At 61.4% G+C, this 16862-nt stretch carries 14 protein-coding genes; 7 read left to right on the top strand and 7 right to left on the bottom strand.

The features are described from left to right. Positions 1–445 precede the first annotated feature (445 nt). Positions 446–4489, top strand: coding sequence for a beta strand repeat-containing protein (locus BWP39_RS31645; RefSeq protein ID WP_133116959.1), 4044 nt, complete (start codon positions 446–448; stop codon positions 4487–4489). Between the two features lie 121 nt (positions 4490–4610). Here the strand turns inward: BWP39_RS31645 and gltA are convergent, their stop codons facing one another. The 7 genes from gltA to BWP39_RS28325 form a co-directional block, all read right to left on the bottom strand. Continuing rightward, a complete protein-coding gene (gltA, locus tag BWP39_RS28355) occupies positions 4611–5912 on the bottom strand; it encodes a citrate synthase (protein ID WP_096725526.1) in 1302 nt (433 codons plus the stop codon). A 113-nt stretch (positions 5913–6025) separates the two neighbouring features. After that, positions 6026–6298, bottom strand: a complete 273-nt coding sequence (locus tag BWP39_RS28350) for an FAD assembly factor SdhE (RefSeq protein WP_091012496.1) — start codon at positions 6296–6298, stop codon at positions 6026–6028. Position 6299: 1 nt separating this feature from the next. Further along, entirely contained in the window at positions 6300–7004 is a 705-nt protein-coding gene (locus BWP39_RS28345; RefSeq protein WP_091012494.1) for a succinate dehydrogenase iron-sulfur subunit, read from the bottom strand. Positions 7005–7031: 27 nt separating this feature from the next. Then, complete coding sequence (gene sdhA / locus BWP39_RS28340; protein WP_096725525.1) at positions 7032–8807, bottom strand: succinate dehydrogenase flavoprotein subunit; 1776 nt, start codon at positions 8805–8807, stop codon at positions 7032–7034. A 4-nt stretch (positions 8808–8811) separates the two neighbouring features. Continuing rightward, positions 8812–9180, bottom strand: coding sequence for a succinate dehydrogenase, hydrophobic membrane anchor protein (gene sdhD, locus BWP39_RS28335; RefSeq protein WP_091012488.1), 369 nt, complete (start codon positions 9178–9180; stop codon positions 8812–8814). A 4-nt stretch (positions 9181–9184) separates the two neighbouring features. Continuing rightward, positions 9185–9598 (bottom strand): succinate dehydrogenase, cytochrome b556 subunit, encoded by a 414-nt coding sequence (sdhC, locus tag BWP39_RS28330; protein ID WP_096725524.1) that lies wholly within the window; start codon positions 9596–9598, stop codon positions 9185–9187. A gap of 169 nt (positions 9599–9767) precedes the next feature. After that, on the bottom strand, positions 9768–10625 hold the full coding sequence (locus BWP39_RS28325; RefSeq protein WP_096725523.1) for a GntR family transcriptional regulator: 858 nt from the start codon (positions 10623–10625) through the stop codon (positions 9768–9770). A gap of 520 nt (positions 10626–11145) precedes the next feature. Here BWP39_RS28325 and BWP39_RS28320 point away from each other — a divergent pair. The 6 genes from BWP39_RS28320 (at position 11146) to BWP39_RS28300 (ending at position 16819) form a co-directional block, all read left to right on the top strand. Then, positions 11146–12129 (top strand): malate dehydrogenase, encoded by a 984-nt coding sequence (locus BWP39_RS28320; RefSeq protein WP_096725522.1) that lies wholly within the window; start codon positions 11146–11148, stop codon positions 12127–12129. A 238-nt stretch (positions 12130–12367) separates the two neighbouring features. Then, positions 12368–13384, top strand: coding sequence for an HpcH/HpaI aldolase/citrate lyase family protein (locus tag BWP39_RS28315; protein WP_096725521.1), 1017 nt, complete (start codon positions 12368–12370; stop codon positions 13382–13384). Beyond that, on the top strand, positions 13381–13524 hold the full coding sequence (locus tag BWP39_RS31805) for a hypothetical protein (RefSeq protein WP_157915192.1): 144 nt from the start codon (positions 13381–13383) through the stop codon (positions 13522–13524). The genes BWP39_RS28315 and BWP39_RS31805 overlap by 4 nt, the downstream gene beginning before the upstream one ends. Before the next feature lie 26 nt (positions 13525–13550). Continuing rightward, positions 13551–14726: a bifunctional 2-methylcitrate synthase/citrate synthase gene (prpC, locus tag BWP39_RS28310; protein WP_096725520.1), complete on the top strand. Its 1176-nt coding sequence runs from the start codon at positions 13551–13553 to the stop codon at positions 14724–14726. Between the two features lie 106 nt (positions 14727–14832). Then, on the top strand, positions 14833–15345 hold the full coding sequence (locus tag BWP39_RS28305) for a hypothetical protein (RefSeq protein WP_096725519.1): 513 nt from the start codon (positions 14833–14835) through the stop codon (positions 15343–15345). A 22-nt stretch (positions 15346–15367) separates the two neighbouring features. Then, entirely contained in the window at positions 15368–16819 is a 1452-nt protein-coding gene (locus BWP39_RS28300; protein ID WP_096725518.1) for a bifunctional 2-methylcitrate dehydratase/aconitate hydratase, read from the top strand. The last annotated feature ends 43 nt before the right edge of the window (positions 16820–16862 follow it).

The raw sequence follows: 16862 nt of genomic DNA, 5'->3' as shown, positions 1-16862 counted from the left end.
ATTGAATCAGTGTTTGCTGGCAATGCAGTGAGTAACCCAAATGGCGTAAGTCGCGACTAACCAATCTTGCCGGTGCCTCTACAGACCAAGCAGTGTTCCTGACACTTTGCCGATACGCCGTGCGATGCCGGGCGTACGGCCTGTGGATCTGGCGCCAGACCTTCAGCTTATCGACGGATCGATTCCTTCTCTTTTGAGCTTTGGCACAGGCTGAGCGCGGCGTGAAAACGCCAGCGCGCTGTACCTGACTGTCGACGCGGGAAACCGGCCGTCGCGGAGCGATTTCGTCCTTATTACCGCGTCACCACGCTCGATCGTGGTGCACGTATCGCATCGCCTCGAATAACGCTTTCACTAAACAGTACAACTAGATTAAGGCCGGGACATACGGGGGAGATATTCAACCTTTCAAAACCTCTATTAGAGATTTAGGGAAATTTCAGTCATGAATCGAGCCTACCGTTCTATCTGGAATGACGCGCTTCAATCCTGGATTGCGGCGTCAGAACTCACCTCGTCAAACGGGAAACCCAATCAGTCGGCGGTCAAGCGAACCGGCACTGAAACGGCTTTGTCCGGCAACGGACCAGCGACGCCTGCTCCGAGTTCGCTCAGGCTGAATAGCATCGCGTTTTGCATCGCGACTGCGCTTGGGCTGGGGTATGCGGTTCCGTCTCTTGCGCAGACCACACAAACTGCGCTATCCGGCACGCAATCGGCCGGTACGGCAAAGGTCATCATCACCAACACAACCACACCGTGCTCCGCCACGGTTGATCGCAAGAACCCAGGTAACTCTCCGACCTCGACTCCAGGTGCCAATTTCACCGTGGCCAATTGCGGTGTGGCACTTGGCGACAATGCCTCGGCAACCAGTTCGGGCGGGACGGCTATTGGTGCTAACACGACGGCCACTGGCGCACTCTCGGTGGCGTTGGGACCCGCGGCCGCGGCCTTGCAGAATGGCAGCGTTTCTATCGGAGCAGCCGCGTTGTCGAATGGTGCCGCAGGTATTGCCATCGGCCGGCAGAGCGCTGCGGATGGTGACTATTCACTGTCGCTGGGTTCGGTATCGTGGGCATCCGGGGCGGGGGCCATTGCCGTCGGCCAGTCATCGCTTGCTTCGGGCACAGGCTCCATCGCGATCGGTTCGGACAATACTGGCACCGCGGGCATCAACTACGATGCGACCACGCAGACCCGTGCGTCTGGGAGCCTGTCCGTTGCGCTTGGCTCGGGTGCGGTCGCGGGAACGGATAACTCCGTTGCGTTGGGCGCGCAATCCGTCACCGCAGCTGCCAACCCGGTGGCCAACGTCACGATCGGTTCGACCACCTTCGGGCCATTCGCCGGCCCCACGCCTGGCGGCGTAGTGAGTGTCGGTGCACCTGGCGCCGAGCGGCAGATCACGAACGTCGCGGCAGGCCGCGTAACCTCGACCAGTACCGATGCAGTGAACGGCAGTGAGTTGTTCAGCGTCGCGAACAACGTGGTATCGCTGTCGACCGCTACGGCCGCCAGCGTGACCAGCCTTTCGACCGGCCTGAGCACGACCAGCACCAGCGTCGCGAGCCTGTCGAGTTCGACATCGACGAGTATCGGCTCGCTTTCCACGTCTACTTCGACCGGTATCAACACCCTGTCGACCGGGTTGAGCACTACGACCAGCAGTGTCACCAGTCTGTCGACCACGACTTCGGCCGGTATCGGTTCGCTGTCGACCGGCCTGAACACGTTGTCCACATCGACCTCGACGGGCATCACGTCGTTGTCCACCGGACTGAGCACGACGGGCAGCAACGTATCGAGCCTGTCCACCGTCGTGTCGGCTACGCGCACGCACTACTACAGCGTTAACGACAACGGCACGCAACAGGGCAATTTCAACAACGACGGCGCGACCGGTGTAAATGCGATGGCGTTGGGTCCGAATGCCAGCGCGTCGGTGTCCAATGGCGTGGCGATCGGCAACGGTGCGGTGGTCAGTACCGCGAACAGCGTGGCGCTGGGCAGCAGCTCTGTCACCGCGGCGGCCAATCCCACGCCGACCGGAACGGTTGGCGGGCAGTCCTCTACCTACGCGGGGGGAGCGCCGGTTGGCGTGGTATCGGTGGGTGACCTGAACAAGGAACGCCAGATCACCAACGTGGCTGCAGGCCGGATCACAGGAACCAGCACCGATGCGATCAACGGCTCGCAGCTCTTTGCGACGAATGGCGCGGTCAACTCGCTGTCGACCGGCGTCGGCACCCTGTCGTCGGGCTTTAGCAGTCTGTCGACCGGTCTGAGCACGACCAATAGCAATCTCGCGAGCCTGTCGAGCTCGACGTCGAGCGGTATCGGTTCGCTGTCGACGGGTGTGAATTCGCTGTCTACTGGATTGAGCACGACCAATAGCAATGTGACGAGTCTGTCGAGCTCCACATCGAGTGGCATCACCTCGCTGTCGACTGGGCTCAGCACGACCAACAGCAATGTGACGAGCCTGTCGAGTTCTACATCGAACGGGATCAGCTCGCTGTCGACGGGCGTGAGTTCGCTGTCGACCGGCCTGAGTACGACCAACAGCAACGTAACGAGCCTGTCGAGTTCCACGTCGAGTGGGATCAGTTCGCTATCGACGGGTGTGAATTCGTTGTCGACTGGTCTGAGTACGACCAACAGCAACGTCGGTAGTCTCTCGACGTCGGCATCGACTGGCATCAACTCGCTGTCCACCGGTCTGTCGACTACCAACGCGAATGTGGTGTCGCTCTCGACGTCGGCATCGACCGGCATCAACTCCTTGTCCACCGGCTTGTCGACCACGAACCTGAACCTGACGTCGCTCTCGACATCGGCTTCGACCGGCATCAATTCGCTGTCCACCGGCCTGTCGACCACCACGAGCTCCGTCGCGTCGCTATCCACCTCGACATCCAGCGGTCTGTCCACGACGAACAGCAACCTCACTTCGCTGTCGACGTCGACGTCTACTGGACTGCAGACCCTGACGAGCAACGTCACATCGCTGTCCACTGGTCTGAGCTCGACTAACAGCAGCTTGACGACACTGTCGACCTCGACATCGACTGGGCTTAGCTCGTTGTCCACCGGCATCAGCTCCATCACAACCAATACGAACGCTCTGGGTACTTCCACGGCCTCGGCGTTGGGTGGTGGTGCAAGCTACGATTCGACTACCGGCAAGATCTCGCCGCCGACTTATGTCACCTACAACGCCAACGGTTCGACGACGTCCAATAACAACGTCGGAGACGCCCTCAACAACATCAGTAACAAGGGCACCAAGTACTTCCATGCCAACTCGACTGGTGCGGACAGCGTCGCGAGCGGTGGAGACAGCGTCGCCATCGGCTTGAATTCGACCGCCAATGCTAGCGACTCGACGGCCATCGGTCAGAATGCGACCGCCAGCGCCAGCAATTCGATCGCCATGGGCCTGGGCGCAACCGCCAGCGTTGCTAACTCGGTCGCCATCGGTAACGGCTCTGTCACTGCGCCAGCCTCTGCCCCCGTCTCGTCGGTCACGATCGGGGGGCTGTTCTTCGGTGGGTTTGCGGGCGCCAATTCCGATGGCGTGTTCAGCGTCGGCGCTCCGAATCACGAACGGCAGGTCACCAACGTCGCAGCCGGCCAGATCACATCGAGCAGCACCGACGCGATCAACGGCAGCCAGTTGTTCGCGACCAACAGCGTGGTCGCTTCGCTATCCACGGGACTGGGCGCCACCAACGCCAACGTCGCCTCGCTGTCGACCTCTACGTCGACCGCAGTCGGATCGTTGTCGACCGGTCTCAGCACCACCAACAGCAACCTGACATCGCTGTCTACGTCGACTCAAACGAGCGTCAACTCGCTATCGACAGGTCTCTCGAGCACCAACAACACCGTCGCTTCGCTATCGACCAGCGTGAATAACCAGGTGTCGTCACTCTCGACCAGCATCAGCAACAGCTCGACGACCGCGGCCAACAACAACGGCGTCGCAACGGACATGAACGGCAAGGGCACCGACAAGCCGCACGTCACAGCCGGTTCCAATTCCGTGGCAATCGGCGCCGGCTCGGATGACGGTGGCCGTTCAAACGTCGTTTCGATGGGCAGCGCGAACCAGCAACGCCAGGTCACGAATGTGGCTGCCGGCACGCAGGGCACCGACGCGGTCAACCTCAACCAGCTCAACGCCACGCTCAGTCAGGCGAATAACTACACGAATCAGGCGGTGGGCCAGTTGCAGCAGAGCGTCAACAGCACGGCAAGAACCGCTTATTCGGGTATTGCCGCCGCGACCGCGCTCTCGATGATCCCGGAGGTGGATCAAGGCAAATCGCTCTCGATGGGGGTAGGCGTCGGGTCCTTCCAGGGCTACCAGGCGGTCGCTGTGGGAGCGACCGCGCGCATCACGAACAACATCAAGATGCGCGCCGGGGTCGGTACGAGTTCGGCAGGGACTGCATACGGGATTGGTGCCTCGATGCAGTGGTAAGGGACACGGGACAAGGCCGCTAGCGCGGTCTTGTCCCTACGCGAACTACCGCACCATAAAAAACGCCCCGACGGCTTTCACCGTCGGGGCGTTCTCTTTGCAGCTACCGCTACTTATCGTTTTAGCGCTGCGCGATCGGCTTCGCTTCGCGCGACGTCTCACCGACGAACAACTGACGCGGACGGCCAATCTTCTGTTCCGGATCGGCGATCATTTCGTTCCATTGCGCAATCCAGCCCACCGTACGCGCCATCGAGAAGATGCACGTGAACATCGACGTCGGGATACCCAGTGCGCGTTGCACGATGCCCGAGTAGAAATCGACGTTCGGGTACAGCTTGCGCGACACGAAGTATTCGTCTTCGAGCGCGATCTTTTCGAGTTCCATCGCGAGCTTGAAGAGCGGGTCGTCATGCAGGCCCAGTTCTTCCAGCACTTCGTAGCACGTCTCGCGCATCAGCTTCGCGCGCGGATCGTAGTTCTTGTACACACGGTGACCGAAGCCCATCAGCTTCACGCCCGAGTTCTTGTCCTTCACCTGCTTGATGAACTCAGGAATGTTGTCGATCGAACCGATTTCTTCAAGCATGTTCAGCGCTGCTTCATTCGCACCGCCGTGTGCCGGACCCCACAGGCACGCGATACCGGCCGCGATACACGCAAACGGATTCGCACCCGACGAACCCGCCAGCCGCACCGTCGATGTCGACGCGTTCTGCTCATGGTCCGCATGCAGGATCAGGATGCGGTCGAGCGCGCGCACCAGCACGTCGTTGACCTTATATTCCTCGCACGGATTCGAGAACATCATGCGCATGAAGTTCGCGCTGTACGACAGGTCGTTGCGCGGATACACGAACGGCTGGCCGATGCTGTACTTGTAGGCCATCGCAACCAGCGTCGGCAGCTTCGCGATCATGCGGATTGCCGATACGTCGCGATGACGCGGGTTATTGATGTCGAGCGAGTCGTGATAGAACGCCGACAGCGCACCGACAGCGGCAACCAGAATCGCCATCGGGTGTGCATCGCGGCGGAAGCCGCGGAAGAAAAACTGCATCTGCTCGTGCACCATCGTGTGCTTCGTGACGGTGTCGACGAACTCGTCCTTTTCCTGCTTGTTCGGCAGTTCGCCCTTCAGCAACAGGAAGCAGGTTTCGAGGAAGTCGGCGTTCTGCGCGAGGTTGTCGATCGGGTAGCCGCGGTACAGCAGCTCGCCCTTGTCCCCGTCGATATACGTGATCGCCGAGTTGCACGACGCCGTCGACATAAAGCCGGGGTCGTACGTGAACTTGCCGGTCTGGCCGTACAGTTTGCGGATGTCGATCACGTCCGGGCCAAGGGTGCCCTTGTAGATCGGCATTTCAACGCTCGGCGAATTGTCGCTGAACGATAGCGTGGCTTTTACATCAGACGGGGTCATGGCACATCCTCAATCGAAGTATGGAAACAGGGTTTCGATAATCTGCACGCCCGGTAGCACCGGCAGCACCGCACGCGTGCGCTACTTGCGCTGCGTGCGTCTACTCGAGATGCTTACACGGTACGCAGCAGCTGCAGCACCCGTATGACATCCGGGTCAGCAAGTTCGCCTTCCGGTTCCTTGCGTGCAAGCAGCAAGTCCATCAGGTCGTTATCGCTCAGCTCGAGCAGGCGCGTAAGGGCGCCGACATCGGCATCGCTGAGGTCATGCTCGTATTTGCCGAAAAAACGCTCGAAGATCAGATCGTTTTCCAGCAAGCCGCGCCGGGCGCGCCAGCGAAGGCGTGCGCGGCGAAGCGGGTCGGACTGGTGCGAAGCTTCTTCCATGCTATACGGCGCGGCGAACCATCAATTCCTTGATCTTGCCGATCGCCTTCGTCGGGTTCAAACCCTTCGGACACACGTCGACACAGTTCATGATGGTGTGGCAGCGGAACAGACGATACGGATCTTCCAGGTTGTCCAGACGCTCGCCGGTTGCTTCGTCGCGGCTATCCGCGATGAAACGGTAGGCTTGCAGCAGGCCAGCCGGCCCAACGAACTTGTCCGGATTCCACCAGAAGCTCGGGCACGACGTCGAGCAACTCGCGCACAGGATGCACTCGTACAGACCGTCGAGCTCATCGCGCTCTTCCGGCGACTGCAGACGCTCCTTCTCCGGCGGCGGCGTGTCGTTGATCAGGTACGGTTTGATCGAGTGGTACTGGTTGAAGAACTGCGTGAAGTCGCAGATCAGGTCGCGCACGACGGGCAGCCCCGGCAGCGGACGCAGCACGATCTTGTGCGGCAGGTCGTTGAGGTTCGTCAGGCAGGCAAGACCGTTCTTGCCATTGATGTTCATCGCGTCCGAACCGCACACGCCTTCGCGACACGAACGGCGGAACGACAGCGTTTCGTCGACCGCCTTCAGCTTGATGAGCGCGTCGAGCAGCATGCGTTCGTGCGAGTCGATTTCGATCTCGTAGCGTTGCATGCGCGGCGCTGCATCCTTGTCCGGATCGTAGCGGTAGATTTCAAAAATTCGCGTGGCCATTTCCAGTTCCTTTGATTTGGCTTGGGCTTAGAACGTCCGCGCTTTCGGCGGTACCGATTCGACCGTCAGCGGCTGCATATGCACCGGCTTGTAGTCGAGGCGATCGCCTTCGCTGAACCACAGCGTGTGACGCAGCCAGTTTTCGTCGTCGCGATGTTCGAAGTCGCTCTGCGCGTGCGCACCGCGGCTTTCCTTGCGCGCTTCGGCGGAGACCATCGTGGCGCGTGCCACTTCGATCAGGTTCGCCAGTTCCAGCGCTTCGACACGTGCCGTGTTGAACACCTTCGACTTGTCCTTCAGATGAACGTGTTCCACCCGCTCAGCCAGTTCCTTGATCTTGTCGACGCCTTCGGCCAGCAGCTTCGACGTACGGAACACGCCTGCATGCGCCTGCATCGATGCACGGATGTCGCCGGCGATGGCCTGCGTGTATTCGCCCGACGTCGACTTCGTGAGCTTGTCGAGACGTGCCAGCGAGAACTCGGCGGCATCGGCCGGCAGCGGCTTGTGGTCCTTGATCTCGCGCACGTGCTTGACGATGTGGTTGCCGGCCGCGCGGCCGAACACCACAAGATCGAGCAGCGAGTTCGTGCCGAGACGGTTCGCACCGTGCACCGACACACACGAGCATTCGCCCACTGCGTAAAAACCGTTGACCGGATCTTCGTGACCCTTCGACGTCCCCACCACCTGCCCGTGGATGTTCGTCGGAATGCCGCCCATCTGGTAGTGGATGGTCGGCACAACCGGGATCGGTTCCTTGATGCAATCGACGTTCGCGAACTTCAGCGCGATTTCGCGAATGGACGGCAGACGCTTCATGATCGTCTCGGCGCCGATGTGCGACAGGTCGAGCAGCACATGGTCCTTGTTCGGACCCACGCCACGGCCTTCCTTGATTTCCTGATCCATCGAACGCGAGACGAAGTCACGCGGCGCCAGATCCTTCAGCGTCGGTGCATAGCGCTCCATGAAGCGCTCGCCGTCCGAGTTGCGCAGAATGCCGCCTTCGCCGCGCACGCCTTCGGTAATCAGCACGCCGGCACCGGCCACGCCGGTGGGGTGGAATTGCCAGAATTCCATGTCCTGCAGCGCGATGCCCGAGCGGGCCGCCATGCCAAGACCGTCGCCGGTGTTGATGAACGCATTCGTCGATGCCGCGAAGATCCGGCCCGCGCCGCCTGTGGCGAACAACGTGGTCTTGCCTTCGAGGATATAGACGTCGCCGGTTTCCATTTCGAGCGCGGTCACGCCGAGCACGTCGCCTTCGGCGTCGCGAATCAGATCGAGCGCCATCCATTCGACGAAGAACTGCGTCTTCGCCGCGACGTTCTGCTGATACAGCGTGTGCAGCAGCGCGTGACCGGTCCGGTCCGCTGCCGCGCAGGCACGTTGCACCGGCTTTTCGCCGTAGTTCGCGGTGTGGCCGCCAAACGGACGCTGATAGATCGTGCCGTCGGCATTACGGTCGAACGGCATGCCCATGTGTTCGAGTTCGTAGACCGCATTCGGCGCTTCACGGCACATGAATTCGATCGCATCCTGGTCGCCGAGCCAGTCGGAACCCTTGATCGTGTCGTAGAAGTGGTAGTGCCAGTTGTCTTCGCTCATGTTGCCGAGCGAAGCACCGATACCGCCTTGCGCGGCGACCGTGTGCGAGCGCGTCGGGAACACCTTCGACAGCACGCAGACCGACAGGCCTGCGCGCGCGAGTTGCAGCGACGCACGCATGCCCGAACCGCCTGCACCGACGATGACAACGTCGAAGCGGCGACGCGGCAGAGAATTCTTGATTGCAGCCATTCTTTTACACTCTCCAGAGAATCTGCGCAGCGTAGCCCGCACACGCGAGCAACCAGACGATCGTCAGCGCCTGCAGGAGGAGCCGCGTGCCGACGGGCTTGATGTAGTCCATCCAGATGTCGCGGATGCCGACCCAGGCGTGATAGAACAGCGACAGCAGCGCGACGAACGTGGCGAGCTTCATCCACTGCGTGGCGAAGATCGACGACCAGCCTTCATAGGAGAAGTCCTTCGCACCGAAGAACCATGCGAGCAGGATCACGGTGTAGACCGCCATCACGACAGCGGTAATGCGTTGCGCGAGCCAGTCGCGCAGCCCGTAATGCGCGCCGACGACGAGGCGCTTCGGGCCGATTCGATTGTGGGATGCCATTTTTTTAGAAGACTCCGAAGAGTTTTGCTGCAAAAGCGAGGGTGAGTAGCGACGACAGAACCAGCACGACGATCGACGTCTGCTTGCCGCCTTCCTTCGTGACGCCGCGGTGTGTGTCCATCACCAGATGGCGAACGCCGGCGCAGAAGTGAAACAGGAAGGCCCACGCGAGAACCAGCGTGAGGAGCTTGACGACGATGTTGGAGAGGAAATCCTTGAACAACTCGAAGCTGATTTCTGATGTCAGGCTTTGCGAGAAGAGGTACAGCAGGAACGGGAGGAACACGAAGAGCAGACCACCGCTCAGGCGGTGCAGGATCGACACCCGCCCCGCTAGCGGGAGACGGTATGCCGTCAAGATCTGTCCGATACCGATGTTCCGGAACTCCGGCCTCGGTTTTTTTACGGCTTCAGCCATGCTAGACCCCTACTTTGTAGTCACACTAGTCCGCGATTTTAGCGCCTTTTCATATCGCGCTGCAGCGAAAAACCGCGCAGGAGCTTTACGGAGCGGGCAACAATTGCGTGTTTGAGCGGCCTGGCGCGTGCTTCGCACAGGTCCTCGCGCGTTGTCTTGAGCCAGATCGTCAGCTCAAATCGTTCTGATAGTAATACCCGGTTGTGACATACCAGCCACGACGCACTTCGACCGGTCGATCGCCGTACGTATAGGACACGCGCTCCACCGAAAGTAGCGGAAAACCAGCCGGCACGTGCAGCAGTTCGGCCACGGCCGGATCGGCTGCCACCGCGCGGATTTTCTCGGATGCGCGGATCATGCGCGTGCCGAACTCCGTCTCGAACATCGCGTAGAGCGGCCCTTTGTACTCCGACAGGCGCTCGAGCGTGAGGCCGCGAAACATGCCACCTGGCAGCCAGATTTCGTCGAGCACCGTAGTTTCGCCATCGAACTGCAGCAGGCGCTTGATCAGCACGACGGGATCGGCGGGCTTCAGATCGAGCTGGCGGGCAATTTCTGCCGGGGCGCGCAGCCGCCGGCATTCGAGCAGCCGGCTGACGTGCGGATGTTCGTCGCCGTCATCGGCAAGCAATCTGAGGAAGCGAAACTGGGCACGGTCTTCGTTGTGCGTAGCAACAAAAGTGCCCTTGCCCTGGCGCCGGACCAGCAGGTTATCGGCGGCGAGTTCGTCGATTGCCTTGCGCACGGTGCCCTGACTCACCTTGTAGCGGGCGGCCAGTTCGACTTCGCTGGGAATGATTTCGCCGGGTTTCCATTCGCCCGACTCGAGGCTCTGCGTAATCAACCCCTTGATCTGCTGATACAGCGGGCTGAAGGTCGGCGAGGTGGGCAATGCGTGGGCTGCGGTGGGTGCTGAAGCAGCAGGCGCGGCCCCCGCGGAAGAAGTGGGTGCGCCAGCGGGCACGCCGTCGCCTGAGCCCGCCGGGCCGATAGGATTCGCAGTGCTCGCCTGGTTCGAAGTCATCCGCGCATTTCATCATAAAGGCCCATCTTGCGTCCAGCCCTTTCCCGGCGATACTTATGTCTTATATAAGACATAAGATAATGTTGACTTTGCGTCTGCCGAATCCTACACTCCTTGTCGAGCAAGGGTTTGCGGGTTGTCGTACGGCGCTTTTCCCGATGGCTGTCACGCACCAAAAGCCGCCCTGCACCATGCTGTTCTCTCATGCAGTCCAGGTTTCGACTGGCCCGCCGGCGCCTCGCCGGTCGCGCGCCGAAACGCGCTGTAGCAGGAGCCGGCAGGCGCAACGGCCGCCACGGTACCGACAGCGTCCCGCACTCCGCCCGGTTGCACAGCTCGGTTGTACAGATTACCCGGCACGACGGCCGCGCAGCGGCGCTCCCCGGCTTCCGCCCGGTTCAGCGCAAGCCCGCGCGCAGCGAATTCCGCCGTGTTTCAACGACGCTTTGTCTAACGCGCATATAAAATGGCGTTTTTCCCTAGCGTCTAACGCACTAACGCATCGTCCTGGAGATTTTCAATGGCTAAGCCCGCAAAGCGTGTTGCCGTCACCGGCGCCGCAGGTCAAATCGGTTACTCCCTGCTGTTCCGCATCGCGAACGGCGACATGCTCGGCAAAGACCAGCCCGTGATCCTGCAGTTGCTCGACCTGCCGCAGGCGCAAGGCGCCGTCAAAGGCGTCGTGATGGAGCTCGAAGACTGCGCATTCCCGCTGCTCGCGGGCGTCGTGGTCACCGACGACCCGAAGGTCGCGTTCAAGGACGCCGATGTCGCGCTGCTGGTCGGCGCCCGTCCGCGCTCGAAGGGCATGGAACGTAAGGACCTGCTGTCGGCAAACGCCGAAATCTTCACGGTGCAAGGCAAGGCGCTGAACGAAGTCGCGAGCCGCGATGTGAAGGTACTGGTGGTCGGCAACCCGGCCAACACGAATGCCTACATCGCCATGAAGTCGGCACCCGATCTGCCGAAGAAGAACTTCACCGCGATGCTGCGTCTCGACCACAACCGTGCGCTGTCGCAACTGGCTGCGAAGTCGGGCAAGCCGGTCGCATCGATCGAAAAGCTGGCTGTGTGGGGCAACCACTCGCCGACCATGTACCCGGATTTCCGCGTCGCAACGGCAGAAGGCCAGGACCTCACCAAGCTGATCAACGACGACGAATGGAATCGCAACACGTTCATTCCGACGGTCGGCAAGCGCGGCGCGGCGATCATCGAAGCGCGCGGGCTGTCGTCGGCGGCATCGGCGGCGAATGCGGCGATCGACCACGTGCATGACTGGGTGCTCGGCACGAACGGCAAGTGGGTCACGATGGGCATTCCATCGGACGGCTCGTACGGCATTCCGGAAGACATCGTCTACGGCGTGCCCGTCACGTGCGAAAACGGTGAATACAAGCGCGTGGAAGGTCTGGCCATCGACGCGTTCGCACGCGAGAAGATGGATCACACGCTGAACGAGCTGCTCGAAGAGCGCGACGGCGTTCAGCATCTGCTCGGCTAATAGCTACGAGCCGCGCGGCAAAGCTGGGCCCGTTGCAGCACGACGGGCACCGGTTTTTTCACGCAACTGGTTTTGATTTGCGAATTCGCGCACGGCGGTTTTTTTCGAATCGTCGTGTGCCGGGTTCGCGCCTGATCCGGGCGCGTTTTGCCCACCGCGCTGTGTCATCTCAGCGCTTCTTCAGAACGCACCCGAATCAGGTTTCTCCCTAAGACGACCCACGCTCCTGACGCCGACGATGCGCGCTCTCACACCCGCCGAAGTGCTGTTTGACGGCGAAGCGCCCCCAGCCGTTCTGCCTGCCTGCGATCACTACGCCGGCAGCGAGAAGCTGATGCTGAAATCGCTTGCGCTACAGCAGGAGCTGGGTGCGGTGTTCGACGTGACGCTCGATTGCGAAGACGGTGCCCAGGTCGGCCACGAAGCGGAGCACGCGGAACTCGTCGCGTCGTTTCCAGGCAGCGAGCACGACTGCTTCGGCCGCGTCGGCGTCCGCATTCACGATTTCGCTCATCCGCACTGGCGCGACGACGTGCGCATCATCCTGCGCGCGGCAAAGCGTGCGCCCGCCTACATCACGCTCCCGAAAGTCCGCAACGTCCCGGACGCCGCCGAAATGTGCGCGTTCATCGAAGCGACCCGCCGCGAACTCGGCATTGCCCAGCCCGTGCCGGTGCAACTGCTGGTCGAAACGCATGGCGCGCTTGCGCGTGCGTTCGATCTCGCTGCGCTACCCGGTGTCGAAGCGCTGAGCTTCGGTTTGATGGACTTCGTCTCTGCGCACGACGGCGCGATTCCCGACAGCGCGATGCGCTCGCCGGACCAGTTCGATCATCCGCTCGTGCGTCGCGCGAAGCTGGAAATCGCCGCGGCGTGTCACGCGCACGGCAAGGTGCCGTCGCACAACGTGTCGACCGAAGTACGTGACATGACCGTGGTCGCCAGCGATGCCGCGCGGGCGCGCAACGAGTTCGGCTATACGCGGATGTGGAGCATTCACCCCGCCCAGGTGCCGGTCATCGTTGCGGCGTTTGCGCCGCGCGACGAGGAAATCGCCACCGCCGCCGATATCCTGCTCGCCGCGCAACACGCGCAGTGGGGCCCGACGCGTTACCACGACACGCTGCACGATCGCGCGAGCTATCGCTACTACTGGTCGGTGCTGCGCCGCGCGCGCTCGACCGGTCGTACGGTGCCCGCCGAGGCTGCACCACTGTTTGCGCCTGCAGGTTCACAGCAGGGGCGCACGTCATGAATACGAATGACCGGAAGCCGTTCCGCATGCTGAACAAGGTCGCCGCGAGAACAATGCCAACCCGCGCCGAAGCGCTGTCCGAAAGCATCGGCTGTCACGCGTACGGGCGGAAGCTCGACGTGCCGTTCAACAGGAAGTGAGCAGGGCCACAAGGAGATCGCAGGAGATGAGCGAAGCACCGCAATCCGCCGCGCAACCAGGCGCAGCCGGCTTCAAACCGAAAAAATCCGTTGCGCTGTCGGGCGTGACGGCAGGCAATACGGCTCTGTGCACCGTCGGGCGCACGGGCAACGATTTGCACTACCGCGGCTACGACATTCTCGATATAGCCGGTGCGTGCGAGTTCGAGGAGATCGCTTATCTGCTCGTGCACGAGAAGCTGCCGAATACCGCCGAACTCACCGCCTACAAGACGAAGCTCAAGGCATTGCGCGGCTTGCCCGCAAACCTGAAGGCCGCGCTCGAATGGATTCCCGCCTCGGCTCATCCGATGGACGTGATGCGCACCGGCGCATCGGTGCTCGGCACCGTGCTGCCCGAGAAGGACGACCACAATCTGCCTGGTGCGCGCGATATCGCCGACCGTTTGATGGCATCGTTCGGTTCGATGCTGCTGTACTGGTATCACTACTCGCATAACGGCAAGCGCATCGAGGTCGAGACCGACGACGATTCGATCGGTGGGCACTTCCTGCATCTGCTGCATGGCGTTGCGCCGTCGAAGTCGTGGGTCGATGCGATGCATGTGTCGCTGAATCTGTACGCGGAGCATGAGTTCAACGCATCGACCTTTACTGGCCGCGTGATCGCCGGCACGGGTTCGGACCTGTATTCGGCGATTACCGGTGCAATCGGTGCGCTGCGCGGTCCGAAGCACGGCGGCGCAAACGAAGTCGCTTTCGAAATTCAATCGCGCTACACCCACCCCGACGAGGCAGAAGCCGACATCCGCAAACGCGTCGAGAACAAGGAAGTCGTGATCGGCTTCGGCCACCCGGTGTACACGATCTCCGATCCGCGCAACAAGGTGATCAAGGAAGTGGCGCGCAAGCTGTCGAAGGAAGCCTCGAACCTGAAGCTGTTCGATATCGCGGAGCGGCTCGAGAGCGTGATGTGGGACGTCAAGAAGATGTTCCCGAATCTTGACTGGTTCAGCGCGGTGTCGTACCACATGATGGGCGTGCCGACGGCGATGTTCACGCCGTTGTTCGTGATCGCGCGCACGGCCGGCTGGAGCGCGCACATCATCGAGCAGCGCATCGACAACAAGATCATCCGGCCCAGTGCAAATTACACCGGCCCGGAGAATTTGAAGTTCGTGCCGCTAAATAGGAGAAAATAGCGTCCGCTGCGCGCTTTGTCACAGTGCGTGGAGTCCAATCCCGACGGTTGCGCTGCCAGTACCCGTCAACTGTTTAACCAAAAAACGATAGAGAGGGTTTTCTCCCATGAACAAGCTGCTGATTGCCGCCGTTGCCGGTGTTTTGTCCACGACGATGCTGATCGCCGTCCCTGAAGCGTCCGCGCAGAGCACCAGCGCGCCGGCGGCAACCGCCAAGGCCAAGCCGAAAGCACCGGCACCGAAGCGCCGCCTGATCAAGCGCAAGGCCAATCCGTCGAAGGAAGCCAAGGTCGATGCGGTGCCGGACGGCGCTGAAAAGTGGTCGTGTAACGAAGGCCTGTCGTTCGACCTGAAGGGCGACATGAAGCGTGACCAGATCGTCACCGTGCACTGGGGCAGCAAGAACTACAACCTGCCGCGCGAAGCCACGACGACGGGCGCCGACCGCTTCCACGACGCCGCTTCCGGCATGGACCTCGTCGTGATCCCGGCGAAGGCGATGTTGTTCTCCGACAAGGACAGCTCGCGTCTGGCCGACGAATGCAAGACTGCCGCGATGATCCAGGGTGCTCCAGCTCCGACGCAATCGAACGAGCTGATCAAGAACCCGAACAACTAATCGTCCTCACCAGGAAGCTTCGATGTCCGCACCGATTTCCAACGTCAGGCCCGAGCCCGATCAGGTACTCGTCGATATCGTCGACTACGTGCTCGGCTACGTGGTCGACAGCGCGCTCGCGCTGGAAACCGCGCGCAACTGCCTGATCGACACGCTCGGCTGCGGACTCGAAGCCCTTTCCTACCCCGCCTGCACCAAGCTGATGGGACCGCTCGTACCCGGCACGATCGTGCCGCACGGTGCGAAGGTGCCCGGCACGCAGTTCCAGCTCGACCCCGTGCAGGCCGCGTTCAACATCGGCGCAATGATTCGCTGGCTCGACTTCAACGACACGTGGCTTGCCGCCGAGTGGGGCCACCCGTCGGACAACCTGGGCGGCATCCTCGCAACCGCCGACTGGCTTTCACGCAACGCCGTCGCCACTGGCAACAAGTCGCTGACGATGAAAGACGTGCTGGTCGGCATGATCAAGGCGCACGAGATCCAGGGCTGCATTGCGCTCGAGAACTCGTTTAACCGCGTCGGTCTCGATCACGTGCTGCTGGTCAAGCTCGCTTCCACCGCGGTGGTCGGCCAGTTGCTCGGGCTGACGCGCGACGAGCTGATCAATGCGGTGTCGCTGGCCTTCGTGGATGGCCACTCTCTGCGCACCTACCGGCATGCGCCGAACACCGGCTCGCGCAAGTCGTGGGCCGCCGGCGATGCAACCTCGCGCGCAGTACGTCTCGCGTTGATCGCCAAGACGGGCGAGATGGGCTACCCGTCGGTGCTCACCGCGAAGACCTGGGGCTTCTACGACGTGCTGTTCAAGGGCAACGCGTTCAGGTTCCAGCGGCCGTATGGTTCGTACGTGATGGAGAACGTGTTGTTCAAGATTTCGTTTCCGGCCGAGTTCCACTCGCAGACCGCAGTCGAGGCAGCGATGACGCTGCACGGCCAGCTGAAAGCGAAGGGCAAGGCGGTCGAAGACATCGCGAAGATCACGATCCGCACCCATGAAGCAGCGATCCGCATCATCGACAAGAAGGGTCCGCTGAACAATCCGGCCGATCGCGATCACTGCATCCAGTACATGATTGCGGTGCCGCTGATCTACGGCCGTCTGACGGCCGGCGATTACGAAGACGCAATCGCGCAGGACCCGCGCATCGATGTGCTGCGCGACAAAATGACCTGCGTGGAAGACGCGCAGTTCACGAAGGATTATCACGACCCGGACAAGCGCTCGATTGCCAACGCGCTGACGGTCGAGTTCAACGACGGTACGGCGCTCGACGAGGTGGTGGTCGAGTACCCGATCGGTCATAAGCGCCGCCGCACCGATGGCATCCCGCTGCTGGTCGAGAAGTTTCGCACCAACCTCGCGCGACGCTTTCCGGTGAAGCAGCAGCAAGCCATTCTCGACATCTCGCTCGATCAGGCACGGCTCGAGGCCATGCCCGTCAACGAGTATGTCGATCTGTATGTGATCTAGTTTGAAGAAAGTAGCACCGTTATCTCCACGACCCGCGATTCAA

The sequence above is a fragment of the Paraburkholderia acidicola genome (assembly GCF_002362315.1).
Lineage (GTDB): Bacteria > Pseudomonadota > Gammaproteobacteria > Burkholderiales > Burkholderiaceae > Paraburkholderia > Paraburkholderia acidicola.
The sequence above is the reverse complement of the archived record's forward strand: the minus strand, read 5'-3'. Positions and strand labels throughout refer to the sequence as shown.

What these genes read in the sequence shown, in the direction of transcription:
- BWP39_RS31645 (WP_133116959.1), top strand. Translation starts at nt 446, where the DNA reads ATGAATCGAGCCTACCGTTCTATCTGGAATGACGCGCTTCAATCCTGG.
- gltA (WP_096725526.1), bottom strand. Translation starts at nt 5,912, where the DNA reads ATGACCCCGTCTGATGTAAAAGCCACGCTATCGTTCAGCGACAATTCG.
- BWP39_RS28350 (WP_091012496.1), bottom strand. Translation starts at nt 6,298, where the DNA reads ATGGAAGAAGCTTCGCACCAGTCCGACCCGCTTCGCCGCGCACGCCTT.
- BWP39_RS28345 (WP_091012494.1), bottom strand. Translation starts at nt 7,004, where the DNA reads ATGGCCACGCGAATTTTTGAAATCTACCGCTACGATCCGGACAAGGAT.
- sdhA (WP_096725525.1), bottom strand. Translation starts at nt 8,807, where the DNA reads ATGGCTGCAATCAAGAATTCTCTGCCGCGTCGCCGCTTCGACGTTGTC.
- sdhD (WP_091012488.1), bottom strand. Translation starts at nt 9,180, where the DNA reads ATGGCATCCCACAATCGAATCGGCCCGAAGCGCCTCGTCGTCGGCGCG.
- sdhC (WP_096725524.1), bottom strand. Translation starts at nt 9,598, where the DNA reads ATGGCTGAAGCCGTAAAAAAACCGAGGCCGGAGTTCCGGAACATCGGT.
- BWP39_RS28325 (WP_096725523.1), bottom strand. Translation starts at nt 10,625, where the DNA reads ATGACTTCGAACCAGGCGAGCACTGCGAATCCTATCGGCCCGGCGGGC.
- BWP39_RS28320 (WP_096725522.1), top strand. Translation starts at nt 11,146, where the DNA reads ATGGCTAAGCCCGCAAAGCGTGTTGCCGTCACCGGCGCCGCAGGTCAA.
- BWP39_RS28315 (WP_096725521.1), top strand. Translation starts at nt 12,368, where the DNA reads ATGCGCGCTCTCACACCCGCCGAAGTGCTGTTTGACGGCGAAGCGCCC.
- BWP39_RS31805 (WP_157915192.1), top strand. Translation starts at nt 13,381, where the DNA reads ATGAATACGAATGACCGGAAGCCGTTCCGCATGCTGAACAAGGTCGCC.
- prpC (WP_096725520.1), top strand. Translation starts at nt 13,551, where the DNA reads ATGAGCGAAGCACCGCAATCCGCCGCGCAACCAGGCGCAGCCGGCTTC.
- BWP39_RS28305 (WP_096725519.1), top strand. Translation starts at nt 14,833, where the DNA reads ATGAACAAGCTGCTGATTGCCGCCGTTGCCGGTGTTTTGTCCACGACG.
- BWP39_RS28300 (WP_096725518.1), top strand. Translation starts at nt 15,368, where the DNA reads ATGTCCGCACCGATTTCCAACGTCAGGCCCGAGCCCGATCAGGTACTC.